Below are 25,884 nucleotides of genomic sequence, written 5' to 3' on the forward strand. Positions count from 1 at the left end.
TATATCTACACAAGTAAGCACCCATAAAGCCCGCTGTCATAGGGCTTCTGGCTGTTTCTTCCTCGCTGATTGATACCGAATAGCTCGTTGCTATGGGGTCTAGTGAGGGTGAGCGGGCAGACCGTCCTTGAATTGTCTCTCCGAGAAAGTTCGCCACAGTGCCAGCTCACGGGCTATGCTGTCAGACAACGGTACAGAGCTGAACTTTCTTGCCTTGGTCTAATCAGCCCTGAGCTGTAATCAATGTCCTGCCAGTCAAGACGGCACATTTCAGAAGCTCTCAACCCCGTACCTGCGAGAAAGAGAATAATGGTGCGGTCTCTTATAGAGAAAAAGTCTTTCTCCCGGCGGCTCTGCTTGCGTAAATAGCGCAAGGCAAGTTTTATATCTTCCTCGCGGACAATACGGGGGTTCTCGTCCAGCTTCGCCATTTTAACGCCCTTTGCTGTGTACTCCTCGGTAAGCCCTTCATTTTCTAGCCAATGTGCGAAACAGCGAAGATTGCCGAGCTTCACATATGTCACGAATAACATGAACACGGCAGTTTTTCCTGAAAAGCATTGCTGAGACAGTAAAGCAAGAATGCTTAAACTGCGCTCCGGCCCCCAGCCATGTGCTCTACCAAGCTGAGCTACTTTCCGTAACGGAAATGGATAGAATTAATCCAATAACTATCCTACAGAGGGTCACTGCTGTCTGTCAATTTTTTTTGACGACGCAGATCAAGATGTTCGTTCCGGAGCTGCATGTATCATGATGACACGTTCATCTCAACTGCTGCGGGATAAGTCTCCAAAGTTTAAGGCCGGCAACTATGGGGCGGAGATGATTCCTGTACGGTGGTTGGAGATATCACGGAAAAAATCATCCAAATTATATATTTCGATAGACTGAACAATTTCAGCGAATTTAAATGGGCGCATAAACGGCAGTTCTCTTTACTTTTCACTGAGAAATACGATATATATAGTGAAGGAAGGAGTAGACCGGTTGTTGACATTTCCTTTTGCAAAAGCAACTAATAAGGGTTCGATTTCATAAAGAAATAGTGCTCTGCATGGTAACGAAAGGTACAAAAGCGCTACCTGCCACGAGAATTGGTCCTTCTTATCCTTAGCAGTTACGAAGATCAAATGCTTGTGTGTTGCGGTCAATTTTTCCACAAGCAAAGATGGTGAACTTTCCTGCATCATGCCAATATTCACAAGGCAAAGGGAGGTTCGACTCGCCTGAACGTGCGATTCAATTTCGTACTTGTTCTACTTGCATGATATGGACTTATCTGGAATGCTTGAATCAGATGCATCCCAAACGACTTCGAAAAGAATACGGTTTGAAGATCCGGTTCAGTGTCCGATTTGTCATATTTCTGTGCCGACTGTCTCACTTGGTGGCCTATTTTCGGAGGTAATGCGGGCAATCTGAAAATTGATGATGGAACACAAAAGTGAAATCAAACATTCCTGCAAAGGTAAATGATGACTTTATATAATCATTTGTTAAAATCGGTCATAACGTAAACGATTACAGCGAACGAATTTAGCGGCATAAGTTGTTAACAAATAAGGAGCGGATCATAAATGAACGCTGCATTTTTAATTACGCCGAAAAGTGAAGTGAAATTTGTCTATGAGCATTGGACAATTCGGCAGGCGTTGGAGAAAATGGAACATTATCGTTATTCGGCGATTCCAATCTTGAATAAAAAGGGCATGTATATTGGCACGTTAACTGAGGGTGATATTCTTTGGAATCTGAAACAGAATGAAGATCTGGACTTCAGGGATACTGAAACCTTTGCGTTGAAAGATGTGCCGCGATACAGGGACATCAAAGCGATTTCTATTGATGTCGAAATTGAAGACATTATAGCGACTTCTTTGACTCAGAACTTCGTTCCAATTGTTGACGACAGCGGTGTTTTTATCGGTATGATCCGAAGACGTGAAATTATTGCTTACCTGCTTAAATTGCGGGCAGGCACAATGAACCATGTACGATAGTCAAACCTTCCTTGACGATAAGTCAGGGAAGGTTTTTTACGGAAAAGCGGGTCTCATTATTTGCAATAAACGATTGCGCGGTGGTGATTAATTCTTGTCTAAGAAATTCAGGACGCGTAATTTTTACACGACTGCCTAGTGCGATCAGCTTCGCTTTCCACATCATTTCATACTCAGGAAGATAGACGCGCATCATCCACTCGTTATTCATACGCGTAAAGCTTCCCTTTGGAAAATATTCCGCCAATAGATCACGGTCCTTGTCCTGAACAAGCAGATCAATGGCGATACTGGTTTCCGAGTAGGATTGTTCGTGTTCATGCATCAGGTTTTCAACATTCCTGTGTTCATTAAATAATGTATCGAGCAACTCCAACTGCTTCATACGGACGAGTTTAAATTGTCGGTAATCCTTTGATTTCTCGCAATAAGCGAATAAATACCAGTCATACCATTTGTAGCTAAGAGCAATGGGCTGCACCATTCTTTCAGAAGTTTCTTGCTTCGCATTTCGATACCATAAATGAACGTTTTGTCGATGAAGAATCGCCTTTTCCAATAATTGAAGATGATGCTGCACGAGCATGCCTTCTCGTGCAATGCTATTGTCAAGATAAATTGGACCAGCCGCATGATCCGAATCGCCAATTAAATGGAGATATTTATTTAAGAGCTGTTCTGTTTTTTTCGTGTGATAGGATGACTCGAGACCCATTAACGCAGTGATGATCGTCGCATAGTCTTGTCTTGTGGTATACTGCCTATTTAATGTAAAACGCGGTTCAATGCTGTATCCGCCATTTACACCGAGAGTAGAGTTGATTGGGATACCTGCCAGATTGATTGTATCCATATCTCTTTTAATTGTGCGGACAGATACTTCGAATGTGCTTGCCAATTCATTAGCTGTAGCTTGACGATGATTCAGTAAAAAGACAACAATGCCTAATAACCGGTCAATTTTCATGTGATGACACTCCTAAATCGTTTTCTATGTTTCATAATTATCGATGACTAATCGTGCCATATAGCTGTCACTATTAATATTTTATAATAAAAGAAATAGAAAAGGAGAGATGGTTATGAATGAAAATAAGTGTTTAGAAAAAGCAGGTTTTAAAGGAGAATTTTTACGCTTCTCCCCGATTAGTAAGGGATGGGAACGTGAATTATTTAATTGTTACATTGATCACTACCTCCAGGAGTATATTGACGATCATAATTGCGAGACGATTTTTCAATTCAAAAATAAAGACGAGATGGCGCGGTGTATTGAAGAATGGAAACAGGCACGGCAGGAAGACAGATATTATCGATGGATGGTCGAAACGAAAGACGGAAATCGAGTGATCGGTACAATTGAGATCGCTTCAATACCGGATACTACGGATTACATACAAAAAGTTTTGCATAAAAAGCCGGGTACCTTTGTTCAAAATCTGACACAGTTATCTGATCATGAATTCCACGATGGTGTGTTGAGAATTGATGTAATTGGCGATTATGCAAAAGAACAAATCTTTGACGATATACTGAAGTGCACAGATGAATTTTTTACTGATTACCGTTTGAATAAAATAATTGTACAGTGTCTTGAACATGATGTCGAAAGATACGAAGTGATGAAAAAACACGGTTTTTCACCACTCATCCACCACGGGGAGAACTTGTATCCTTATGTGATTAAAAGTGCTGAATGAATTTTGTCACAATAAAAGAAGGAAAATCGAATTTTACTCTTTTTTGCAAGTATATGTGTCTTTCACCTGTTCATAATTTCCTAATGATCGTGAATTAGCTTTCTTTACTAACTTTTTCTCTATCCAATGCCTACCAATTTTAACTTTTTTTTGGCATGATTAAAGGATGACGCAGTAATACCAGCAACTAGAGGGAAAAAGAGTAAAGGAAGTGAGCAGTATTTTAAGGATCGGAGAGTTTTCGAAACTAACACAGATATCAATTCGGATGCTTCGTTATTATGACGAAACAGGACTGCTAAAACCGGCAATCGTTGATCCATGCACAGGCTATCGTAAGTATTCTATAGAACAAATCTCAGTTTTACAAAAAATTGTTATGCTTCGTAATTTTGGTTATTCTGTTTCGGAAATTGAAGTTGTCATCAATAATTGGAATGAAGATTTCTTATCAGTGAACCTAAAATCTAAAAGGTTAGAGGTTCTTGACACGATCAGTCAAGAGGAAGAAAGGCTAGCAAAAATTGATTCGGCTATTGCAAGTATTGAAAGAGATGAAATGTCCAATCAATACAAATTCACGATAAAACAAGTACCCAGATACTCCGTTATTTCTTTAAGGCGCATTATTCTTAATCATTTTTGCGAGGGCATTTTGTGGAAGGAAATGTTCGCATTTATAAACAGAAATAAGGTTGCCCTCATCACAAATAGGACTAATTTTGCAATTTATTATGATGAGGATTTCAAAGATGAAAATATAGATGTTGAAATTTGTGCAGTTGTAAACGGTATTGGAAAAAATACAGGTAATTTTACATTCAGACAAACAGAAGAAGTAAATTTGATGGCATGTACAATGGTTTATGGTTCATTTAAAAACATTGCTAAAGCTTATTTATCATTTGCTATATGGCTCATGGAACATCCTCGCTATAATATGCAGTATCCAAGTCGACAGATATGTCATCGCGGTCCATGGAATGAAGAAATTGAAGATAACTACCTAACGGAAATACAAATACCCTTGGGTAAAAAAACTTAATTGTCCTACAATTCAAATGTTTTCCAGCTGTTATCTGTGTGTGTTGACTCTCACATCATGTCAGGGTTTAAGCTGTAAATGAACCCAAAAATCAAGTGGGAAAATGGAGGTTGTCACATGAACCATTTTATTGTAAATCAAATCGGAATTGTCAGCATCAAGGATTCCGGCATGTTTGTTGAACTGGACAAAGCGTATATTCCTGCATTAAAAGAATTGGATACTTTTAGCCACATAAATGTCATTTGGTGGTTTGATGGTTTTGATGACACAGAGATGAGAAGTGTTTTGGAAAATCCCAAGCCATATAAAAATTTACCAGACACGATGGGGATATTTGCAACGAGATCACCTTTGAGGCCAAACCCCATTGCATTGACAACAACCCAAATGCTTGATATCGACCATGACAACGGTAGTATACAAATTGCATATATTGATGCTGATAACAATAGCCCAGTTCTTGACATAAAACCTTATACGCCGAGCCTTGACAGAATCGAAAATCCAACCGTACCAGCATGGTGTAATCATTGGCCAAAAAGTGTAGAGGATTCTGGAACGTTTGATTGGTCAAAAGAATTTAATTTTTAATAAACAACCTCCAACCTCCGCCATGAGCCATTTATGTGATAAGCTATTTCAGATGATGCTCCCCCTCTCTGAGGTTGTCTCATAGTCGCTTAGACTGGGAGACAGCCTCTTTGATTTCATAAATTGTTGATATAGGAAGCTTGCTACTACTGTCACATTTATTATCTATTATCTTTTATAAATTGAGTTCATAGTATAAAAAATTGATAGAGAGTTTTTAATATAAGTAGCCTTTTTTTTGATAGTTATGAACAAGCAATAATTTGGTTGAATGAATATCTAATATAAAACCTTTATTGAACTTGAACCAGTTGTTCTCAATCAACTGATTTTTTTATGCCCGTAATGCAGTAGCTGTCATAAAATTCACTTGTTTACAACCTTCCAACCCCATTGTTTCTTTCGCAGTTTCTTTTCAAAATGCTTGTGCAATTTTAAAGGTGGAGAAATTATATATCCTTTTCGATTAAAAGTTTGAGTGCATCTGTTTAAAGGTTGCGGAATAGAAGAATCTCTAACAGAAATGCATTGAATGTCTTTTGACGAAACAGGATAATTTGTGTAACATAGTATGTGCACATACAATATGTATACATACTATTCATTTGGGGCGTTTCTTATGGAGATTGAAAATATACTTGGCTATTTGCTGAACACGAGTGCACGATTAATTAAACATGACATGGAGAAACAATTAAGCGATTTTAAAATAACGACGGCACAGTGGGCTGTGCTGAAGCTGCTTGATTCATGGGGAGAGCTTACACAGACCGAAATTGCAGATAAGCTAAAAAGTGACAAGGCAACCATTGGTTCTATTGTCACTAGACTAAGAAAAAAAGATCTGATAGTTAAGCGTTTAAGTATAAAGGACAGTCGCGCTAATATGATTTGCATGACGGAACAATCAAAAATAATGGTAAAGCAGATTGAAAAACTGGCTCGCCGCACGTCACTAAATGCTTTAGTGGGATTCAATAAAGAAGAAAAAGATCGATTGATTCAAGCGTTACAAAGAATCATTCATAATTTAGATGAGGCGGGAAACCAATGACATTAGTTGAGGAAATTTTAAGGGCTTTTTTATTGACGTTGGGAGTAAGTGAGCTTCTGTTGAATTGTTCTTATTTAGTGAAACGTAATGGACTCTCTTTAGCAAGAAAATAGCATGGAGAATTGCCTTCTCATTTGCCGGACCGTAATATAAGAGTAAAAGTAATTATGATAAGGATCTTTGGGCTTGTGTTTGCAGTCGTTTCGTTAAGCCTATATTTCTTTCATACTTACGTGAAGCCACCGATTGTCATTTCAATGTTTCTGTTTATGATTTATGGAATCAGCGAGGCGCTCTATTATAAATATTGGAAAACCACGGGTTTCGCTATTGTGACTGTACTCGCATTTCTTATCTATTTTGTTGTATAAAAAATGATAGATTTTTTCTATCAGCTTAAGGCTGGTGAAGAGCAAAGATAATTTCTAAAATGTAAAAAAAGAGATTTTAATAATGGAGGCATTCGATTGGACGTACAATTACTTGCGCACACACAATTAAGTCCGGCATTCAAAAAAAAAATTGTAAATGAATCAGTGAGCCGTCCGACGGACAGGTGATTGCATTGACCGCAATCAGAAATTGTTATTCTTCAGCATATCCAAGTGAAATTTTTATGAAAGAATACAAGAAGTATTTTGGCAAGAAGGCATCAGACGGAAAGAGCGGAACGGATGCCGAACGGTTGTTTCGGCAAATTATACATAGCGGTCATCTGAGCACGATGGAGCATTTATCCTTCACCTTCTCCATTCAGGATGTCAGTCGTGCGCTGCTTGCCCAGCTGACCAGACACCGAGTCGGCTTCTCTTTTTCTGTAGAAAGTCAAAGATATACAAGGCTCGGAAGCAGCGATAAATCCGGTGGATTTCAATATGTTGTACCGGAGTCGGTGAAGCGCGCAGGCGGCGATGCGTTGGCTGTTTTTGAATCAACAATGAAACAGTTACAGGAGAATTACGATGTGCTGCGAAAAAAGGGAATTTCTCCTGAAGACAGCCGTGCGCTGCTGCCTAATGCCACGGTGACAAATATTGTCATGTCGGCCAATTTGCGTGCTTTACTCGATTTTTATAAAAAACGCCGACATGGTCATGGCGCGCAATGGGAAATTGCAGAACTTGCTGAAGCATTGCGCCAAAACGTTACTGAGGTTGAACCATGGACTGAGCAATTTTTTGAGATTGAATAACAGATGAGTCTTATAAGTATAGATGTTTCACGCTCCTTTGTTCCATTCGCACGGAATGATTCGTTCTAGAATGTGTAACAGGAAAACAAGAATGACAAGCGCGCCAATAAATAAGATAAATAATGGAACGGCCATACCCTGCGACAAAAAAGCGCCGGAAATGATGGGTCCTAAAATAGAGCCGATCTGCCAGGCAGTGTTCATTGCACTGTTATAGCTGCCGCGTGTTTCTTCAGTAGCTAATCGGTTGATCAGCGCGGGTAAACCGGAAAAAAGACAGTTTTCACCGATTGCTGAAATGGCAAATGCCAGAATGAATGCAAGGGACGCCAAACCGGATTGAAGCAAACTTGCAGAAAGAATCATGAAGTTCTCTGCGGCAAAAACACAGGCAGCGAGACTGATGACACGAGTACTCCGCATGCCGGTGGTTCGTCGAAGGACGAGCAATTGACTCATTACGATCATCAAGCTGTTGAGAAAAAATGCATGACCAACGACGCGCAGGGGTGTCTGCGCGTTTTCCGCTACCCACTGAGGGAACAAGGTAGTTGAGAGTCCGGTCATGACAACGGCAAAAATAGTGTAGCAGAAGCAGAGCACGATCATGCTGCTCTGTTGCGGCGCAGATGAACACGATTGTTTTCTTCTTTGTTTCATTTGCCGGTGAAACTTTTCTTTTGGCCCATTTTTTACCCATTTCTGACCGAACAATGAAAATAAAAGAAAAGAGCATGCATCTAAAATAAAAATCGCTTTAAATGAAAAAGCAGAATTTGAGTGAATGATTGTGCTGCCTAGTGCGGCACCAACTCCTGAACCCAAATTTTGCAAGGCAAATGCAGTTCCAAAGATACTTCTGGTTTGCGCTCTATCAGCAGAATCGGCAATAATTATCGATAACGTATTCCACAGCACCGCGCCGGCTCCTCCTGACAGAATAGATGCGATAAATGCGGTTTTGACATCTCCGGCAAATAAAAAAAACAATCGTCCAACGGCACTGAACACTAAGGAAATAAGAAAGACATGTTTTGTTCGTATATGCGTTGTTAACCATCCGGAAATTGGAATCGCGATTACACCGGCTAAACCGCTTGAACCAATGACAGCCCCTGCAAGAGACAATGAGATTGCTTGGACCTGATGCAGATAGATGATGAGAAATGGTTCGGTCATTCCTGTACCAATTAGAGATAAAGTATATCCGGTGAGCAGCCACCATGTTTGTCGGCTGAAAACAGGCAGCAGTCGTTGTAATCTGTTCGTGAGTAGTCACTCCTTTTGTCAGTTCATTATTTATACTTTAAGAAATAATCATGACATCTTCTGTCAGATATCAGTGATATACTTAAAAAAGGGTGATGATGATGCGCGCAGACCGTTTGCTTTCAATTATTTTGCTTCTTCAGACAAGAGAAATCGTTTCAGCCGGAGAACTTGCGGAAAAACTTGAGGTTACCGAGCGAACCATTTATCGTGATATAGATGCACTCAGCTTTGCCGGCCTGCCGATTTATTCGGTCAGAGGATCGCATGGCGGTTTTGCAATGGAGAAAAGGTTGCCACTTAATATTCCGGCGATTACATCGCAGGAAATACATGCGTTATGCATCAAACAGTCGCCGAAGCTATTTAATGATCTAAATGTACATGTGAACCGTGATCTTCTTAATCGGCTCCTCGTCAATTTTTCAAAAGATGATCCAGAGGTTGGTACATGGGAAAGACGCATCTATCTGGATCATAGCGGATGGTTTGATCAGTTGGATAAGGTTCCTTGTTTGTCGATGATTAAAGTGGCAGTTGTGCGTCATCAATTAATCCAGATGAGCTATCGTAAGAAAACGGGCACGATCATTCTGAGAGAGGTTGCACCCTATGGTCTTGTCGCAAAGGCGGATAAGTGGTACCTTGTGGCGATGCATGATCAGCAATTAAGGGTTTACCGCGTGTCCCGCGTTCAAAAGGTTACGTACATAAAGAAATTTTTTGCTATTCCCCGCAGTTTTGAGATCACCCATTTTTGGAATGATTGGTATCAATCATTTGAAAAGAGTCTCCCAAAGGTGTTCTGTGTACTTCGCATTGACTCTTCCATCATTGAGCAACTTTCAAACAATAAATATCTGAATCTCAAAATATTAAAGCAGGATGAGACAGGCAAAGTGCTTATTTCCGTCACTTTTGAAACGATTGACCAGGCTGTGCATGAAATTCTTTATTATGGATCAAGGGTTGAAGTGTTAAAACCAGATGAATTACGCAGTCAGGTAGCCAAGCAGGTCAGAAACCTTGCAGCACTTTACTGCAGCAGTGACTGGTAACGGAAATGCAATGCTACTGATGAAAATGATGGGGAGAATGTGTCACTTTTAAGAAGAATCAATGGAAAATATTCTCTTCTGAAATTATAAAGGTTAAAATCAAACTGAACGGTACGGTTTTTAATTCGATACCGCAATCGATTAGGAGTTGGCGCCATGGATAACAGTAGTCCGAGATCACTTCGTGCGCAGCGTAAGAAAATGCAAATCTTGCAGGCAGCGAAACTACTCTTTTTAAAGAATGGCTTTTCGGCAACAAGCATGGATCAAATCAGAGAATATGCGGGCGTCTCTAAGCAAACCGTCTATACCTATTACTCTGGAAAAGAAGAACTGTTATTTGATGTGATTGCGCATCAGCTTTTTCTGCTTTCCGATGATGCGTTTTCCGAAGTGTTAAATGATTTGAGTTTCTCCACTCCTGAAGAAGCGGAAAAATCGATGATCGTTTTTTCTAAGAAAATGCTGAATCATTTTATGCAAGCGGATTATTTGAAAATGGCTCGCATGGTCGTTTCTGAAATCGTTCAATTTCCTGAGCTTGGTAAACTGTTTCGTGAAGCTGTGCCGCTGCGCGGACTTCGTAATGTAGAGAAATTGCTTAAAAAAGCGAATCAAGCATCTTTTATCACGATTAATAACACTGAAATAGCTGCCCGTGCGTACATTGGGGGGCTGCTCACGTTTATTTTTATTGACGGAATCCTGACAGCCGCTGAAACAGTTGATTTTCCGACAGATGATCAGATTCAATCAATCGTTCGTTTTTATATGCCTTCAATTCTGACAATGAATCAAATAAATAGGTGAGGGGATTCCTGATGAAACTGCAGGTCGGACTCGATATCGGATCAACAACAGCGAAAATGGTTGTTTTAAATGAAGAACATCAACTTGTTTTTAAATCGTATCTGAGACATTTCTCAGAGATAAAGCAGACGGTCATTAACCTTTTAAACCGGCTTGCAGAGAAGTTTCCATCTGCTGATCTGCATCTCCATGCAAGCGGTTCTTCCGGGATAAGTTTGTCTGAACAGATGGGCATTCCCTTCGTCCAGGAAGTGGTTGCCTGTACGCAAGCGGTTAAAGAAAGAAATCCAAATAGTGATGTGGTTATTGAGCTTGGCGGTGAAGATGCGAAAATAATCTATCTCACGAACGGTATGGAGCAGCGAATGAATTCCGCTTGTGCGGGCGGTACCGGAGCGTTTATCGATCAGATTGCTTCTTTGCTGCAAACGGATGCGGCAGGATTGAATCAATTAGCGTCTAAATCTGAAAAAATATATCCGATCGCGTCTCGATGCGGCGTTTTTGCGAAGACCGATATTCAGGCACTGATTAACGATGGGGTTCGTCGCGAAGACATCGCAGCATCTGTTTTTCAAGCAGTGGTTAATCAGACAATATCAGGGCTGGCTTGCGGAAGACCGATTCGTGGGAATGTAGCATTTCTTGGCGGCCCGCTGACTTTCCTTCCTGAGCTCAGGCATCGATTTATGGTCAGTCTGAACCTGACGGAAGAACATGTCATGGCAGACCATGACGGGCAGTATTTCGTTGCAATTGGTGCGGCGATGGAGCGAGGGAAGCATAGCCAAATTCGAATTGAATCGCTGATTCGACAGCTCAAAGTAAATGCATGGAATGGGAACAAATCCGCTGCTCTGCGTATGTCGCCGCTGTTCGAAAATAAGGGCGAACGAACGGCATTTGAGCGTCGGCACGCTGAAGCGAGAGTCCCGCGAGGCAGCCTTGCGACATACAGCGGGAACAGTTATTTAGGGATTGATGCCGGATCAACAACAACGAAAATGGTTCTGATGGGTGAGCAAAATGAAATCCTGTTTACTTATTATAAACCCAATAAAGGGAATCCGATTGAAACCGTTCGAACCGGCCTGCAGCGACTCTATCAGGAAAAAAAGGATCAAGTGATTATTGCCGGATCTGTCGTCACCGGTTATGGAGAAAAATTAATTCAGACAGCGTTTCAGATTGACAGCGGTGAAGTGGAAACTGTTGCTCATTATAAGGCGGCACGTCAATTTCAGCAGGATGTTGCTTTCATTATCGATATCGGCGGTCAGGATATGAAATGCATGAGTGTCAGAAACGGAGCGATTGATCGGATTATACTGAATGAAGCCTGTTCATCAGGTTGCGGCTCATTCCTTGAGAATTTCGCTGATACATTAGGACTTCCGCTTAAGGAATTTGTCGCTATGGCTGTGGAGGCTGAAGCACCTGTTGAGCTGGGGTCCCGGTGCACCGTATTCATGAATTCGAGAGTCAAACAGGTTCAGAAAGAAGGAGCCGCAGTTGCGGATATCTCAGCGGGACTTGCTTATTCGGTCATCAGCAATGCTTTATTCAAAGTCATTAAGCTGCGAAATGTCGAAGATCTTGGCGAGCATATCGTTGTTCAGGGAGGCACTTTCTTAAATAATGCTGTGCTTCGAGCATTTGAAAAAATGATTGGAAAAGAAGTCGTACGGCCGGATCTTGCCGGCCTTATGGGGGCTTATGGCTGCGCGATTCTCGCCAAAGAACGCAGCGGAGCAGGGCAGAATTCCGACATATTGCCTATCGATAAAATCGACCATCTTACAGTGAAAACATCGCATGGAAGATGCCGTGGTTGCGAAAATCGGTGCCACTTGACGATTACACGTTTTCCCGACAAACGGATTTTTATAACCGGCAATCGATGTGAGCGCGGTGCCGGAAAAATAAAAAAGAAAATAACCGTCCCCAACTTAATGGATGAGAAGCTGCATTATCTCTTTGACCGTCCGTCACTCAATGAAAAAGAAGCCGTTCGCGGAACGATCGGCATCCCGCGGGCACTCAATATGTATGAAAATTATCCGTTCTGGCATCGTTTCTTCACCGAATTGAAATTCAGAGTTGTTCTGTCTGATCCGTTCAGCCAGCGTAGTTTTGAAAAAGGGATGGAAACGATTCCGTCTGAAGGTGTATGTTATCCGGCAAAGCTCGTGCATGGCCACATCATCAACCTTGTTGAAAAAGGCGTTCTGTCTATCTTTTACCCCGCAGTTGTCTATGAAAAAAAGGAAAGTGAATATCAAAATAATCATTATAACTGCCCGATCGTCTCCTCTTATCCGGAGGTTATCCGTGTCAATATGGCGCAATTAAAGGATGACGGCATTCGTTTTATTCAGCCATTTCTATCATTGGAAAGAATGCCTGCTCTGGCAAAAGAATTACAGTTGTGTTTTCCTGATATCCCTCATCAGGAATTGAATGCGGCACTGATCCATGCGCAGCAGGAAGAAAACAGGTTTCATGACTGGATCAGGCAAAGAGGAAATGAAGTCATCGCGGAACTTGAACAGTCGGGAAAGAAGGGCATTGTGGTTGCCGGTCATCCCTATCATTTGGATCCGCTTGTCAATCATGGAATCCCAGAGGAAATAGCCAAGATGGACATGGCGGTACTTACAGAGGATTCGGTCAGCCATCTGGATCAAGGATCGGGTTCGCAGCACATTGTCAATCAATGGACGTATCATAGCCGGCTCTATCGAGCTGCGGAAGCAGTTAAGGCGCATCAAGTGCTTGAACTCGTTCAGATTACGTCTTTTGGCTGCGGTTTGGACGCGATTACAACAGATGCGGTTCAGGAGATCCTAGAGTCTGGAAATAAGCTCTATACGTGGATCAAAATGGATGAAAACAGCAACATGGGCGCCATCCGAATTCGTCTGCGCTCGCTGAAAGCGGCAATTAATGAACGGCAAAAACAGCAACGTCCAGAGCGCGTGAAAAAAATGCAGTCAAACGGTGCTCCTGTATTCGAAAAAAAGGATAAAGAAGAGTATACCATACTGGCACCGCAAATGATTCCAACACACTTCGCTCTTTTTCAAAAAGCGTTTGAACTTAATGGTTATCGTTTTAAGATTTTAAAAACGCTGACACCAGACATGGTAGAAGAAGGACTCAGATATGTAAATAATGATGCATGCTATCCGGCTGTCATCACGATCGGCCAGCTTGTATCGGCACTCAGATCGGGGAAATACGATTTGCAGAGAACGGCGGTACTCCTAACACAGACCGGAGGCGGATGCCGCGCCACGAATTATATAGCACTTCTGAAAAAGGCGTTAATTAATGCCGGGTATTCTTATATTCCGGTGATCTCAATGAACCATTCAAAAGGTCTTGAAAGACAGCCGGGATTTCGTATAACCCTTCCTTTAATCAAGAAATTAGTTGTTTCTGCCTGCCTGGGCGATCTTCTTCTCAGGTTGAGGTTTGCCGTGCGCCCTTATGAGAACAACAAAGGAACCACAGACGCTTTCTATCAAAAGTGGCTGGCACGCTGCTCAATACTCTTGGAACGGTTTTCCATGAGACGCTATAAAAGCATGATCAGCCAAATGATTCAGGATTTCTCTCATATCAAGGTTAATGATGTCCAGAAGCCGAAAGTAGGTATTGTCGGTGAAATATATGTTGCGTTCAGTCCGTTTGCCAACAATCAATTGATCGATCAAATCGAATTTGAAGGCGGTGAGGCGGTCGCTCCGGACTTTGTCAATTTCTTTTTATACGGCCTGTATAACCGGCATTTCCGCAGCGATCATTTTGGTATGGGAAAGTTGCCGGTATTTGCAGGTACGGCTGCGATCCGTTTCATTGAGCATTACCGCGATCCGATCAGACAGGCGCTTTTAAAAAACGGACGCTTTTCGGTGCCTCACCGAATTGAGGCTATTGCTGAAAGGGCTGCCGGTATTTTAAGCATCGGAAACCAGATGGGAGAAGGCTGGCTGCTTCCTGGAGAGATGGCTGAATTGCTGGATGCGGGAATTAACAATATTATTTGCGCGCAGCCTTTTGCCTGTCTGCCAAACCATATTCTCGGAAGAGGGATGTTTCATGAATTGAAGCAGAAACATCCGAATGCTAACCTGGTATCGATTGATTATGATCCGGGATCGAGTCGTGTCAATCAAGAAAATCGGATTAAGCTGATGATCAGTATTGCAAAAAATCAGCTGGTAAATGCCTGAAGCAGCTCCGTTTCGTCAATCATTCGTGTCATCTCTGTTGGCTTGCCTGTCTTGAATTGTAATATGGATCTGCCCAATCCGGTTGTCTTTGACAGAAACGACTTTAAACACCATATTCTCATAACTAACGATGACCTGCTCGTTTTCTTCAGGAATGGACCCGATCTGACTCAAAATAAAGCCGGCAACCGTATCGATGTCTGCTCCTTGAATCGAGGTGCCGAAGCGTTCATTAAACTCGTCAATCTCAAGCAAACCGCTAATGAGGTAGTTATGATCATCAATTCGTGTAATTTTTCGTTCGCTTTCATCGTGCTCGTCGTCAATTTCACCGACGATCTCTTCAATGAGATCCTCCATGGTGACAATGCCGGAGAAGCCGCCGTATTCATCAATTAATATGGATAGATGATTGTGCGTTTTTTGCATTTCATGAAGCAGGTCGTCGATATATTTTGTTTCCGGAACAAAGAGTGGTTCGCGTAATAGAGAAGCCAGATCAACATGATCGAAACCAACATCACGCGCGGCTTTGAAATAATCCTTCATATTGAGCACTCCAACAATCGTATCGCTGTCGGTTTGATAGACAGGAATTCGCGAATAGTTTTCATTTAAAATCATTTGTGCCAATTCATGAGGCGGTGTGTCCACACTGATCACAAATGTTTCCGTCCTCGGGGTCATAATCTCGCGCGCCTTTTTAACATCCAATTCAAACACACCTCGGATCATGCCGAGTTCATCCGAATTGATTGATCCGTCATCTTCTCCGGTCTGAGCAAGCATCTGAATTTCCTCACGTGAGGTAATTTCGCTCGTTTGATTTCGATCCATTCGTGCAAGCTTTGCCAGCAAATGGATCGAAAACGAGAGCAGCTTAACGAACGGTAATGCGATTTTACTAAGGAAGAGGATCGGACTCACTGAAAAACGTGCAATCTTATCCGTGTTTTGCAAGGCAATCCGTTTTGGAAAAAGTTCGCCGAATACAAGCGTGACATAAGACAACAGAATGGTAATCACTGCAATCGATAGTTCTTGGGCATAAGGGATCGGCAGCACATCCGCAAATCGGCTTGCAAGTCCGGTTGCGGCAGATGCACTTGAAAACAGGTTGGCAAAGGTGATGCCAACCTGAATGGTTGCGAGGAAATTACCTGGGTCGCCGATTAATTTTTCTAAGAGAACGGCTTTGCGATCACCCTGATCGGCTTGATGCGCAACTTGTTTCTTATTCAACGAAACAAAGGCAATTTCGGCGGCCGCAAAAAAAGCGTTGATTAAAGTTAATAGAGCAATAAGTATGAGCTGGAAAAGAATTGAATTTCCACTGTCTCCCATGGGTGTATCCAAGTAATCGCCCCTTAATATGTAAAAAATATGAGACTTCATATGTACTATCCCCACTTTATAAAAAAAGAAACATGGAGGCAGTGCATCAGTCGGTTTTGATAAATCATTGAAGAAAATGTGATAAAATAAATAAAATGACGCAAGCCGGAGGCGGACAAATGGACAAAAAAGAAGCAAAACCAAATGCAGAAAAAGCAAAGCGAAGCAAGATCGTAACCATTATCGCTGTTGTCTGCGCAATTGACGTGATCGCGACATTAATTTACTATTATGCGTCAGGTGCATTTAAATTTTGAAGTTATGACTGCCGGAGGAATTTTGAGTGGAAATAAGGAAAGCGAATTATGATGAAATCAAGAGCTGGGTTGATCATGAATTGCAAGTAAATACAGAAGAGAAACGGCCCGCCTTTGCGGACAGAAGACTTCGGAAAATCAGTTTTGCCATGTATGATGATCAAGGAAAAATCATTGGCGGAGCAGCCGCTGAATTTCACTGGAATGCACTTCATGTCAGTCTGCTTGCCGTGAGCGAGGCGAATCGGATAAAAGGAGTCGGGACAAAGCTGATTGAACGAATTGAGCAGGAAGCGCGTGCACATCATTGTGACATGGTTCTGCTCGAAACCATGAGCTATCAGGCGCCGCTGTTCTATCAGAAGCTTGGCTTTCAAGTGATTGGGAGAATAGGAGATTATCCTGGCAAAGGCGAATGCCAGTATATATTGCAGAAAATGCTTTGATCTTTAGTGAATGGTTCAGCAACTGATCCATCCGTTTTTATGGCTTTCATTTTTTACCACAACAAAACATTAAAAACACTATGGAAGGCACTGAAAAACTTAACTATTCAGTGCCTTTCGCATGTTCATTTTTTTTGTGATTTTTCTCGTCCTCACTTGTGATGCACCGACACGGTTAGTGACCATGCGCGTCAAGTAAATGTAGCCATTGAAAGATCCGATAATTAAATTGAAAATGATGTCCCCATGCGACATTTGAGTTAAATGTTTTTGAGGACAAGCCAAGGAGGATTTGTATTAACTTTCAATGACAGATGGAATGATTAGCAAAATCGTGCAAGAGAAGGGGCAAAGAGAATGGCGGAGAAGAAAAAGAGAAGAGGCAACTCTAAATTCAGTCTTAAGGTGATACAGATATTAATTATTGTTTTTGTCGTTGTTATTCCTGATTTAATTATTTTTTCAATTGTATACAGGGATGTCGATACAGCGCTTCGCAGCCAATTATATACGGAAGCCAAAAGCAATGTTAAGGCATTGAACAACAATATAGCGCAATTTGTTAATGAAGATACTTTCGCTGTTAATCAAGTGAGCAGTCAATTGTCCGGGGACTTATTGGAAAAAAAGAAAATAGCAACGCTTTTAGCTGATGTCCAGAAAACGCATGTCAGCATCCAGGCAATAACGGTCGGCAATAATAAGGGAAGTTACGTCCGATTTCCTGATGCGGCGCTAACCATCAAACCAAATCAAGATTCGTGGTACAAACTGGCAATGGCGCATCCTGATCAAGTTGTGACGACCCCACCTTTTAAATCGACGCTAACAGACAAAATGACACTATTGGTGGCTAAGGCAACTGCTGATAAAAAAGCTGTCATTGGTATGGACGTTGATATCAGCGCACTTCAGAAAGTGACAAAACAAATGACTGTAGGAAAAAGTGGCTATGCGTTTATTCTTGATGATGAAGGAAGGTGGGTTGTTGATCCAGTTGCGAAAACAGGTTCAAAAGCCAATCCCGATTTATTCAAACCGTTATCTAAACACAAAAGTGGTATGATTAAGGACCCTGAGAAGAATAAAGATAACATCATCTTTTATACGACGAATCCTGAAACCGGATGGAAGATTGGCGGTGTCATGGCTAATCAAGATATAAGGGCTGTCGTCAATCCGTTGTTATTCAAGATCATTTTAATTGCTGCGGCACTGCTGATTCTGTTCTCAAGTTTGGCACTCTTTTATATTTTGCGGTATATTATTAAACCACTGGAGCATTTTGTTGCCTTATTTTCGAAGATCAGTGACGGTGATCTGACTCATAGAATGGGTAAAGATATTGAGGTTAATCGTGAATTCGCAAATTTAGGCCGCCTCGCCAATCAAATGATTGATAAATTAAAAGGTCTCATGGAAAAAATCACGCAAAAATCAGAAACATTAGCGGCTTCTTCTGAGGAACTATCCGCATCAACCGAAGAAAATAAGGCGACCTCGGATGAAATAGCTCATTCAATTCAAGAAATTGCAAGCGAAGCCGGTGATTCAGCTGCCAAAATTGAAAGCACCAAAAAATCATCTGAGGCAATCTCAAAAGAACTTGAAGTCATCGATACCATGGCATCAACACTTGACCAAGCCTCTGAGACAACCATGCAGAAAGTGGATGACGGGCAAGAGGCTCTTGAAAAAGCAGTTACTCAGGTGAAAAATATTAAGGCAACGAATACACAGGCGTCAGATACCATTGACCGATTGGTGACTCAAGTAGGCAGTATCGGACAAATAAACAGTCTGATTGAAGAGATTGCCGCTCAAACCAATTTGCTTTCTTTAAATGCGGCGATTGAAGCGGCCCGTGCCGGAGAAGAAGGTAAGGGCTTTTCCGTTGTTGCAGAGGAAATCCGCAAGTTAGCGAGAGAATCCGCAGAATCAACGAAGCAAATTTCTGAAGTGATTCGCTCAATTCAAGAACAATCCGCAGCAGTAATCAAGTCAATGGCGAGCGGTAAAATCGAAATCGATAAAGGAATTAAGATGATGGAACAAACCGGTTTATCCTTTGGCGATATTCAATCATCAATGAATACGGTCTCAAAAGAAGTGAACAAAGTAACTCATTCAATTAATTCGATCACCACAGAGGTAGAAAATGTCAACACAGCTATGGTTAGCATTGCAGAATTAACATCTGTGGCTAGTGAGAATTCGGAAAGTGTATCGGCGGCCACTGAAGAGCAATTAGCTGCCATGGAAGAGGTAGCCGGAGGTGCAACAACATTGTCTGCCTTGGCAGATGAGTTGCAGCAGCTCGTTTCCGTGTTTAAAGTTCACGAATAAATCTTTGTCCTCTTTTTTTTAAAATAAGAGCCGTCATATCACTCGTTCGTCCAGTGATATGACGGCTCTTTCGTTAAATGATCAAGTGTTAAGCGATAAAATTTACAATGAACAGACAATACAACAGAATAGTTAACGGATACTACTTAAAAAGTACGGCCTTGATCAGTTGTGATCTTTTTCGATTTTTTCGGTAAGAACGGCCACCAATTGCCGTGGCCGAACAATTTGACCATTACGGGAACAAAGAGTGGGATAATGACCACGGCGTAAAGGATCAGACCAATAATGACGACGCTGGCAATTTCAGCAAGTGAGAGCATACCGGAAGGCATCATTGCTGCGAAGGTTCCGCTTAAAATAAGCACCGCCGAGAAGATGACGCTGCCCATATGCCACAGTGTCAGCAGCATGCGCTCACGAATCGCCCGATTGGCATATTCATTGAATCGAGCCATCACAAAGATTGAATAGTCAATGCCCAGTGCGACGAGTACAATGAAGCCGAAGAACTGAGTAGTCCACGTTAATCCGGAGAAGTGGAACAGTTTCGAGAAAATTAATTCCGAAAAGCCCATTGCCGAGAAATAGGTCAGGAGCAGCGATGCCATTAAATAGATCGGCATCGTCAGTGACCGCAGGACAATGACGAGTGCGATAAAGACGCCGATGATGACAAAAGTAACGGCTTTTTGATAATCAGAGCTTGAGAGCTGCTTCAAATCACTGTTAAAGCTGGAGATACCGCTGATTCCTACGTGTGCGTTCTCAAGCTTTGTTCCCTTCAAAATAGACGGAAGTTCTTTTTTGAATTGCTGAAAATGAGCAATTCCCTTATTTGAATAAGGATCAGCTTTCAAGGTCACCTGAATGCTTGTGATTTTTCCGTCTTTACTCATATATTGGTCAAGAGCATCATTGAAATCTTTATTCGTGAAGATTTGATCCGGCACATAAATTCCTGACTGTTCATAGGAGACCTTAGTCCAGTTGCCAATAAAATCATTCGCTGAATTAACGCCGTTTTTAATCTTCTTTGCACCGTCAGCGCCTTTGGCAAGCCCACCGGACAGTGTCTGCATTTGATCCTGAACGTCGCCAAATCCGCTCTTCAGCTGTTTCTGACCGGAAGCGATCTGTGTCAGTGCATGAGTCAGCTGCGGTGTGTTTTGAATGACCTGGTCTTGGCCGCTGCTTGCCTGATTCAATCCGTTTTCCAATTGGCCGAGACCGTCATCGAGTTGGGTAAGCCCGGATTGGAAGCTGCTAATCCCCTGCGTCACTTTTGCAGACTGGCTGTTCAATTGCTTCATGGCATCGGCCAATTTTTGAATGCCACTGTTTAGCTGAGTAATTTGTGCTTTAGCGGCTTTGGTTTGTTTGGATATCTCCGTTTGGATGCTGTTCTGAAGACTTTCCATAACTGTCGGTAATTGCTTTAATCCCGTTGCCATTTGAACAAAATTCGGATCCTGCATGGCTTCCGGATGAGCTTTGATGTACGCTTGCAGATTGATTTGAATCTGACCAAGTGTCTTTTCCAGATCGCTTGTGTCAATAGCGGGCTGGCTTCCAGATTTGGATGATGAAAATTGACTGAGCTGGTCCGAGACTTTTTGCAAATTGTCAGCGACCTGTTGATAGCCGTTCTGAATCTGTTCCTGACCGCTTTGTAGCTGTTTCAACTGTTTTTGTGCATCTTGAACATTTTTTCGGATTTCTCCTGTTCCGGCTGAACCTGACTTGATTCCGGCTGAAATCTGTGATAGGACGGATTGCATTTTCTGAACACCGTCTTTTGTCGCTGATGTTCCGGTTTGCAGTTTGTCGATTCCGTTCATTGCAGAATTCAATTGCGGCTGAGACTTGTCGATTTTCTTACTTGTTGTCTGCAGATTGTTTTGCAGGGTTCCCAAACCGCCGGAGGCATTTTTCAGCCCTTTATGAACGGTATCTGACTGCTTGGTTACATAAATGTCATTCAATCGTTTTCCGAGCGGGCGTGAAACACTCATCACTTTATCAACATTTGGATCTTTTTTTATGTCTAAGGAGATGCGTTCAATCAGCGCGACATAATCCGATGTGCGCATGTTATCATCATTTTGCAGGTAGATTGTTGCCGGTGACATGTTTCCCGCGCCGAAATCTTTAGAAATGACATTAAATCCGGCTTTTGCTCCATAGGAATTCGGCAGTTCTTCAGGTGAATTAAAGGAAAGCTGCCCATTATAGGTGATGATCGGCGGGATCGTAAATAAAGCGACGATCAGCAAAGCGACGATCGGGCGTGCAAAGGCAAGTTTACCTGCGGTTGCCCACAGGTCGCTTTTCGGCTCTTTGATTTTCCCGCCCATCGGCCAAAAGAGGTGTTTGCCCAATGTGGTCATGAAAAGCGGGAGCAGCGTAAAGAGGGCAAGCAGCAGGAATATGACGCCGACACCCACAGCAATCGCACTACGATACAGATTGAATTCAACGAACGCAAGTGAGAGAAAAGCAATAAAAACAGGGATTCCGCTTTTCAATACGGTCAGCCCGGCCGTCCGAAACGTTGTTTGAGTTGCTTGATACTTATCATTTCCTTTTGCAAGTTCCTCTCTGAATCGACTTAAAAGGAGAATGCAGTAGTCCGTTCCAATACCGAACAAAATAGCGATCATGAAGGTCTGAGTGAAGTTTGAAACCGGGAAATTGAAAGAGTCTACGAAAAAAGACACAACAAATTGGGCAACAATATAACTGATGCCTACTGTAATAAGCGGTACAAACGGAGCGACAGCAGAACGAAAGACGAGAAAAAGGACAACCAGTATGAAAATGAGTGTCAGCCCCTCTGTCCGCTGTACGCCTGCCTCAGCAGCCGAACTCATGTCATCATTAATCAATTCTTGACCTGTTAAGTAGGTTTTGACACCTTCTGTTTTCAGCTCGGCATCTATTTTATTTCGAAGTGAGTGAACAGCCGTCGGATTTACATTTTGTACCTGAAACATAGCCATTAACGTTTTATTGTTCTTTGACACCAGTTGATCTTTTAAATCCTTATGATCAAAGACATCAATGACACTTTCGATCTTAAGGGAACCTTTGTTGTCTTTCACACGATTTAGCGTCTTCTCAATGGCGTTCAGATTTTCTTTGGATAAGCCCTTGTCCGAATGAAAAGCTGCTACATAGGCAGTTGTATCTTTATTTTTGCTGAACTTCTTTTCTAACTTAGCGGCTTGCTGTGTCGGATAATTTTCAGGCATTGAGTACCCGCCTTTATCACGGACAAGTTCATTAAAATTTGGAGCAGTAAAAATAAGGACTGCAAGACCGAGAATCCAGATTCCGAGCAATACCCATCGCCATTTAATAACTTTTTTCATTTTTTCTCCTTTTGTTTTACAATCGTTTCATTGATTTTCGTACAAATACGAATAAATTCCTTACAATCTTCTTCACCAATCTCATTGATCCAATTGCCTACAAGGTTGCGTACTTTCTGTTCTGTCTTATTCAAAAGCGACTGTCCAAGATCGGTGTTGTATAAACCGAAACTGCGATTATCAATCATTCGTTTTTCTACAAAATGCTTGTCAATTAATCGGTGCACACGAATGCTGACCCCGCTTTTGTTAATATCCAGCAGCGCTGCAATCTGGCTGGGACTCATCCCGGGCTTCTTTTTTAACATACGCATCAGGCATAGCTGTTCAAATGTGATCCCATGTGTTTTAATAATTTCATCCACGGCTTCGTGCACTTTATTCGACTTATAAATAGATATGTCTTCATAAACATCAATTAAGGTTTGGATCGTATCATGTTTCAATAAGACAACAACTCCTCGATAGGTAACTGTGTTAACTATTTTATGATAACAGTATTTAGTTAATACAGTCAACTAAAATGAATAATATTCCATTATTCAAATTGATTTTAAAAAAATATATTTTTTATTCGACTAAAATCGCTTCTTGCCCGTCTAATAAAAGATAAATCAAAAAGGAGGTAAAGAGCGTTAAAATGAAATTAAGCAAAGACCCTTTGATCAGATTGCTTGGAAAAATTCGAGCCCCCGTTTACTTACAGGTACGACGCACATCTTCATCAATCTCGAATCATTTTACCTATTTTGGCGACGGTTCTCAGATGAAACGTAACATCTTGAACGCTGTGTCGATGATTTCATTTGTAAAAAGAAGCAATTAGATCACTATAAAGGTTATTATGAAATGAGTTCGGCCAAAAGCGGCCGAAAAGAAAATCACATATGAAGAAACAACACTGTTTAACGATTGTCACTCCTATATGTTTCCGTTTCATCAGATGAAAAGAAGGTGAGTCTATTTGTTTTGGGGAACAGGAGATCAGCAGAACAAAAAGCTCTTTTTAGAGTTGTTCCAAAAATACGAGAAAGATATTTATCGAATGGCCTTTGTCTATGTCAAAAGCAAGCAAGACGCATTGGACGTTGTCCAAGAAACCGCTTATCGATCCTTTAAGAAGTTTCATACGCTGAAAGATAGAGAGCAGTTTAAATCTTGGCTGTTCAGCATTGCGATACATAGTGCAATTGATCTCCTGCGCGAGCGAAAAAAAGTTATTTATTTGACACAAACAAATGAAAATCAGGCACAGGTAGTGAACCCTGCGGAGAAAGATCTCGCATTATCTTTGTCACTTAAAGACGTCATAGAGAACATTTTATCTGCTGACGAGCGGGCGGTTCTTATATTGAAATATTATCAAGAGTACACATTTAAAGAAATTTCAACAATTATTGATACACCCGAGAGCACTGTGAAATCAATGTTATATCGTGCCTTATCGAAAATCAGAAGTAATTACGGGGAGGGGCAGTTTCTATGAATCAATTAAGAGATGACATGATAGACATGGACATTCCTGATGAACTGCACCAGAGAGTGGTTGCCGGGGTTGAGCAGGCAATGCATGATGGAAAGCCTGCTAAAAGCAGGAAATGGGGTATTAAGAAAAAAGGAGTAGCCGTTGCTGCTGCGGTTTTGTTTGCATTTTGTTTGTTGGTAGATTCTCCATTTGTTTCACCGGCGATGGCTAATGTCGCTCAGAAAATTCCTTTTCTCAATGCGATTTATCATAAAGATATAAGCACGAGGGTTGCAGAGGCACTCGATGCGAAGCATATTCCTTACGATGGTATTAGCATACTTTTTGGAAAGGATAAAAAAATTGTTGTCAGCATTAAAGATGGCACCGATCCAGAGCTTAGGCAGGAAGCTGCTGATGTATTGAAGCGCGTCGTGATAAAAGAAAATGATTTTGATGCGTTTTCAATTCAAACGGTTGATTCGACGGAGGACAGCAAGCCTATAAAAGAGAAACCTGAAGAGGAAAAAAGGACGAAAGTACTTTCGGAACTAGGCGTTTCCCTTAAAGGCTTCCCGGATGTAATTGTCGGCATTCGAATAAAGGCCTTTGATGTCCAAATACCGGACACAGAAAAAAGAGTAGGTGAAATCAAACAAAAAATTAAGGAAGTTGTCAATCGGTATCATATGGATGATGATCCGATTAAAATTACAACTTACAGCATGGCGAAGCGACGGCTGGATGATCAATGGTACCCGCTCATCACCACAATTGGTGAAGGGTTTCTTGCAAAGAAAGAGTACCATGTGAAAGGGTTCGGTTATTCGATTAAGGAAAATACGATGAATTTCATAATTACTACTACTTATGATCAAGTGAATGAGGAGTCAAAGAAAACTGCCGCTAAAATAGAGCAACTCATAAACAGTTTTTTGAAATCAGAGGACGCTCAAAAGCGAATCGGGGGTAAAAAATACAAAATTATTATTAATTCTAAAGATCATCAACGAATCAATTAAAGAAAAAATGAAAAAAAGCAGTGAATAGATGGACCCCAAAAAGTTGGATATCGTTTTAAGCCCAGATAAACATTCGGATATTCTTTTCTTGGTTGATGCCCCTCCACGAGAAAAGAACAGATGAAATAGAACAAAAAATTAAGTTCATTGCAAAAAAATACAATCTCTAAGAACTACCGATTGAGTCTAGTAAATTCAATTTGCAAGAACAAAAATTAGATGGACGATGGGAATCGATATTTACAGCAATTGCCGAGGGTCTGATGGCAAAAAAGGAATACAACATAAAAGGGGTGGGAAGTGAAGCAACAGAGAATACCATGAATATTGATATAACATTGTCCTTAAATTCCCACTGATTCAGATGCACGTCAAGTTACTGCAAAAGTTGAAAATCATGTGAAGCAATTTTTAAAATCTGATGAAGTTGAAAAAGTAATCGGTAATGACAAATATGATATAGTGATTTGAAGCAAGGATAAGAAGATGAATTAAGTACAAAACGCAAGCATTTTACGCATAGCCCCATCGATAATGGAGGCAGCCCTCGTTCATCTCCAACGCGCAACAGATTCGCCCAAAATCACTTATATGCTTCTTTTATAGCGATCCGATT

The 25,884-nt window shown here is 41.4% G+C and carries 19 protein-coding genes and 1 pseudogene; 14 read left to right on the forward strand and 6 right to left on the reverse strand.

The window, feature by feature from the left end; genetic code table 11:
- Nucleotides 1–173: 173 nt before the first annotated feature.
- Nucleotides 174–533: a tyrosine-type recombinase/integrase gene (locus NIE88_RS14070; RefSeq protein ID WP_253063033.1), complete on the reverse strand. Its 360-nt coding sequence runs from the start codon at nucleotides 531–533 to the stop codon at nucleotides 174–176.
- Between the two features lie 1,047 nt (nucleotides 534–1,580).
- On the opposite strand from NIE88_RS14070, the gene NIE88_RS14075 reads away from it, so the two are divergent.
- Nucleotides 1,581–2,003, forward strand: coding sequence for a CBS domain-containing protein (locus tag NIE88_RS14075; RefSeq protein WP_253063035.1), 423 nt, complete (start codon nucleotides 1,581–1,583; stop codon nucleotides 2,001–2,003).
- Nucleotides 2,004–2,025: 22 nt separating this feature from the next.
- On the opposite strand, the gene NIE88_RS14080 is transcribed toward NIE88_RS14075, so the two are convergent.
- Nucleotides 2,026–2,970, reverse strand: coding sequence for a helix-turn-helix transcriptional regulator (locus NIE88_RS14080; RefSeq protein WP_253063037.1), 945 nt, complete (start codon nucleotides 2,968–2,970; stop codon nucleotides 2,026–2,028).
- Between the two features lie 115 nt (nucleotides 2,971–3,085).
- Between NIE88_RS14080 and NIE88_RS14085 the strand changes: the two genes are divergently transcribed.
- From NIE88_RS14085 to thyX, 5 genes and pseudogenes are all read left to right on the forward strand, one after another.
- On the forward strand, nucleotides 3,086–3,703 hold the full coding sequence (locus NIE88_RS14085) for a GNAT family N-acetyltransferase (RefSeq protein WP_253063039.1): 618 nt from the start codon (nucleotides 3,086–3,088) through the stop codon (nucleotides 3,701–3,703).
- 211 nt (nucleotides 3,704–3,914) lie between these two features.
- Nucleotides 3,915–4,748, forward strand: a complete 834-nt coding sequence (locus NIE88_RS22610) for a MerR family transcriptional regulator (protein WP_253063040.1) — start codon at nucleotides 3,915–3,917, stop codon at nucleotides 4,746–4,748.
- Between the two features lie 117 nt (nucleotides 4,749–4,865).
- Nucleotides 4,866–5,342, forward strand: a complete 477-nt coding sequence (locus NIE88_RS14095; RefSeq protein WP_253063041.1) for an SAM-dependent methyltransferase — start codon at nucleotides 4,866–4,868, stop codon at nucleotides 5,340–5,342.
- Nucleotides 5,343–5,961: 619 nt separating this feature from the next.
- A complete protein-coding gene (locus NIE88_RS14100) occupies nucleotides 5,962–6,396 on the forward strand; it encodes a MarR family winged helix-turn-helix transcriptional regulator (RefSeq protein WP_253063042.1) in 435 nt (144 codons plus the stop codon).
- Between the two features lie 467 nt (nucleotides 6,397–6,863).
- Nucleotides 6,864–7,588: pseudogene (gene thyX / locus NIE88_RS14105) on the forward strand (FAD-dependent thymidylate synthase).
- Nucleotides 7,589–7,615: 27 nt separating this feature from the next.
- Here thyX and NIE88_RS14110 read toward each other — a convergent pair.
- Nucleotides 7,616–8,839: an MFS transporter gene (locus tag NIE88_RS14110; protein WP_309247041.1), complete on the reverse strand. Its 1,224-nt coding sequence runs from the start codon at nucleotides 8,837–8,839 to the stop codon at nucleotides 7,616–7,618.
- A 119-nt stretch (nucleotides 8,840–8,958) separates the two neighbouring features.
- On the opposite strand from NIE88_RS14110, the gene NIE88_RS14115 reads away from it, so the two are divergent.
- The 3 genes from NIE88_RS14115 to NIE88_RS14125 all read left to right on the forward strand — a co-directional run bounded on the left by NIE88_RS14115 (nucleotide 8,959) and on the right by NIE88_RS14125 (nucleotide 14,963).
- Complete coding sequence (locus tag NIE88_RS14115) at nucleotides 8,959–9,915, forward strand: helix-turn-helix transcriptional regulator (protein ID WP_253063044.1); 957 nt, start codon at nucleotides 8,959–8,961, stop codon at nucleotides 9,913–9,915.
- Nucleotides 9,916–10,071: 156 nt separating this feature from the next.
- Nucleotides 10,072–10,725, forward strand: coding sequence for a TetR/AcrR family transcriptional regulator (locus tag NIE88_RS14120; RefSeq protein ID WP_253063045.1), 654 nt, complete (start codon nucleotides 10,072–10,074; stop codon nucleotides 10,723–10,725).
- 11 nt (nucleotides 10,726–10,736) lie between these two features.
- Nucleotides 10,737–14,963: a 2-hydroxyacyl-CoA dehydratase gene (locus tag NIE88_RS14125; RefSeq protein WP_253063046.1), complete on the forward strand. Its 4,227-nt coding sequence runs from the start codon at nucleotides 10,737–10,739 to the stop codon at nucleotides 14,961–14,963.
- A gap of 15 nt (nucleotides 14,964–14,978) precedes the next feature.
- On the opposite strand, the gene NIE88_RS14130 is transcribed toward NIE88_RS14125, so the two are convergent.
- Nucleotides 14,979–16,307 carry a hemolysin family protein gene (locus tag NIE88_RS14130; RefSeq protein WP_373689441.1) on the reverse strand — a complete coding sequence of 443 codons (1,329 nt, stop codon included), beginning with the start codon at nucleotides 16,305–16,307 and terminating at the stop codon, nucleotides 14,979–14,981.
- A gap of 170 nt (nucleotides 16,308–16,477) precedes the next feature.
- Here NIE88_RS14130 and NIE88_RS14135 point away from each other — a divergent pair, with 170 nt between their 5' ends.
- The 3 genes from NIE88_RS14135 to NIE88_RS14145 all read left to right on the forward strand — a co-directional run bounded on the left by NIE88_RS14135 (nucleotide 16,478) and on the right by NIE88_RS14145 (nucleotide 19,407).
- The gene (locus NIE88_RS14135) at nucleotides 16,478–16,615 is read left to right on the forward strand and encodes a hypothetical protein (RefSeq protein WP_253063048.1); all 138 of its coding nucleotides are present in this window, start codon (nucleotides 16,478–16,480) and stop codon (nucleotides 16,613–16,615) included.
- Nucleotides 16,616–16,641: 26 nt separating this feature from the next.
- Nucleotides 16,642–17,061, forward strand: coding sequence for a GNAT family N-acetyltransferase (locus tag NIE88_RS14140; RefSeq protein WP_253063050.1), 420 nt, complete (start codon nucleotides 16,642–16,644; stop codon nucleotides 17,059–17,061).
- Nucleotides 17,062–17,418: 357 nt separating this feature from the next.
- Nucleotides 17,419–19,407: a methyl-accepting chemotaxis protein gene (locus NIE88_RS14145; protein ID WP_253063052.1), complete on the forward strand. Its 1,989-nt coding sequence runs from the start codon at nucleotides 17,419–17,421 to the stop codon at nucleotides 19,405–19,407.
- 146 nt (nucleotides 19,408–19,553) lie between these two features.
- Here NIE88_RS14145 and NIE88_RS14150 read toward each other — a convergent pair whose 3' ends face one another.
- Complete coding sequence (locus tag NIE88_RS14150; RefSeq protein ID WP_253063054.1) at nucleotides 19,554–22,781, reverse strand: MMPL family transporter; 3,228 nt, start codon at nucleotides 22,779–22,781, stop codon at nucleotides 19,554–19,556.
- A complete protein-coding gene (locus NIE88_RS14155) occupies nucleotides 22,778–23,227 on the reverse strand; it encodes a MarR family winged helix-turn-helix transcriptional regulator (RefSeq protein ID WP_253063056.1) in 450 nt (149 codons plus the stop codon). The genes NIE88_RS14150 and NIE88_RS14155 overlap by 4 nt, the downstream gene beginning before the upstream one ends.
- A gap of 518 nt (nucleotides 23,228–23,745) precedes the next feature.
- On the opposite strand from NIE88_RS14155, the gene NIE88_RS14160 reads away from it, so the two are divergent.
- Nucleotides 23,746–24,267, forward strand: a complete 522-nt coding sequence (locus NIE88_RS14160; RefSeq protein ID WP_253063058.1) for an RNA polymerase sigma factor — start codon at nucleotides 23,746–23,748, stop codon at nucleotides 24,265–24,267.
- Nucleotides 24,264–25,268, forward strand: a complete 1,005-nt coding sequence (locus NIE88_RS14165) for a DUF4030 domain-containing protein (RefSeq protein WP_253063060.1) — start codon at nucleotides 24,264–24,266, stop codon at nucleotides 25,266–25,268. The genes NIE88_RS14160 and NIE88_RS14165 overlap by 4 nt, the downstream gene beginning before the upstream one ends.
- Nucleotides 25,269–25,884 lie beyond the last annotated feature (616 nt).

The sequence above is a fragment of the Sporolactobacillus shoreicorticis genome, assembly GCF_024125445.1.
In the GTDB taxonomy this organism is placed as follows: domain Bacteria; phylum Bacillota; class Bacilli; order Bacillales; family Sporolactobacillaceae; genus Sporolactobacillus; species Sporolactobacillus shoreicorticis.

Bases quoted from the DNA above. Each gene is read 5' to 3' on its own strand.
- NIE88_RS14070 (WP_253063033.1), bottom strand. From the start codon at position 533: ATGTTATTCGTGACATATGTGAAGCTCGGCAATCTTCGCTGTTTCGCA.
- NIE88_RS14075 (WP_253063035.1), top strand. From the start codon at position 1,581: ATGAACGCTGCATTTTTAATTACGCCGAAAAGTGAAGTGAAATTTGTC.
- NIE88_RS14080 (WP_253063037.1), bottom strand. From the start codon at position 2,970: ATGAAAATTGACCGGTTATTAGGCATTGTTGTCTTTTTACTGAATCAT.
- NIE88_RS14085 (WP_253063039.1), top strand. From the start codon at position 3,086: ATGAATGAAAATAAGTGTTTAGAAAAAGCAGGTTTTAAAGGAGAATTT.
- NIE88_RS14095 (WP_253063041.1), top strand. From the start codon at position 4,866: ATGAACCATTTTATTGTAAATCAAATCGGAATTGTCAGCATCAAGGAT.
- NIE88_RS14100 (WP_253063042.1), top strand. From the start codon at position 5,962: ATGGAGATTGAAAATATACTTGGCTATTTGCTGAACACGAGTGCACGA.
- NIE88_RS14115 (WP_253063044.1), top strand. From the start codon at position 8,959: ATGCGCGCAGACCGTTTGCTTTCAATTATTTTGCTTCTTCAGACAAGA.
- NIE88_RS14120 (WP_253063045.1), top strand. From the start codon at position 10,072: ATGGATAACAGTAGTCCGAGATCACTTCGTGCGCAGCGTAAGAAAATG.
- NIE88_RS14125 (WP_253063046.1), top strand. From the start codon at position 10,737: ATGAAACTGCAGGTCGGACTCGATATCGGATCAACAACAGCGAAAATG.
- NIE88_RS14130 (WP_373689441.1), bottom strand. From the start codon at position 16,307: ATGGGAGACAGTGGAAATTCAATTCTTTTCCAGCTCATACTTATTGCT.
- NIE88_RS14135 (WP_253063048.1), top strand. From the start codon at position 16,478: ATGGACAAAAAAGAAGCAAAACCAAATGCAGAAAAAGCAAAGCGAAGC.
- NIE88_RS14145 (WP_253063052.1), top strand. From the start codon at position 17,419: ATGGCGGAGAAGAAAAAGAGAAGAGGCAACTCTAAATTCAGTCTTAAG.
- NIE88_RS14150 (WP_253063054.1), bottom strand. From the start codon at position 22,781: ATGAAAAAAGTTATTAAATGGCGATGGGTATTGCTCGGAATCTGGATT.
- NIE88_RS14165 (WP_253063060.1), top strand. From the start codon at position 24,264: ATGAATCAATTAAGAGATGACATGATAGACATGGACATTCCTGATGAA.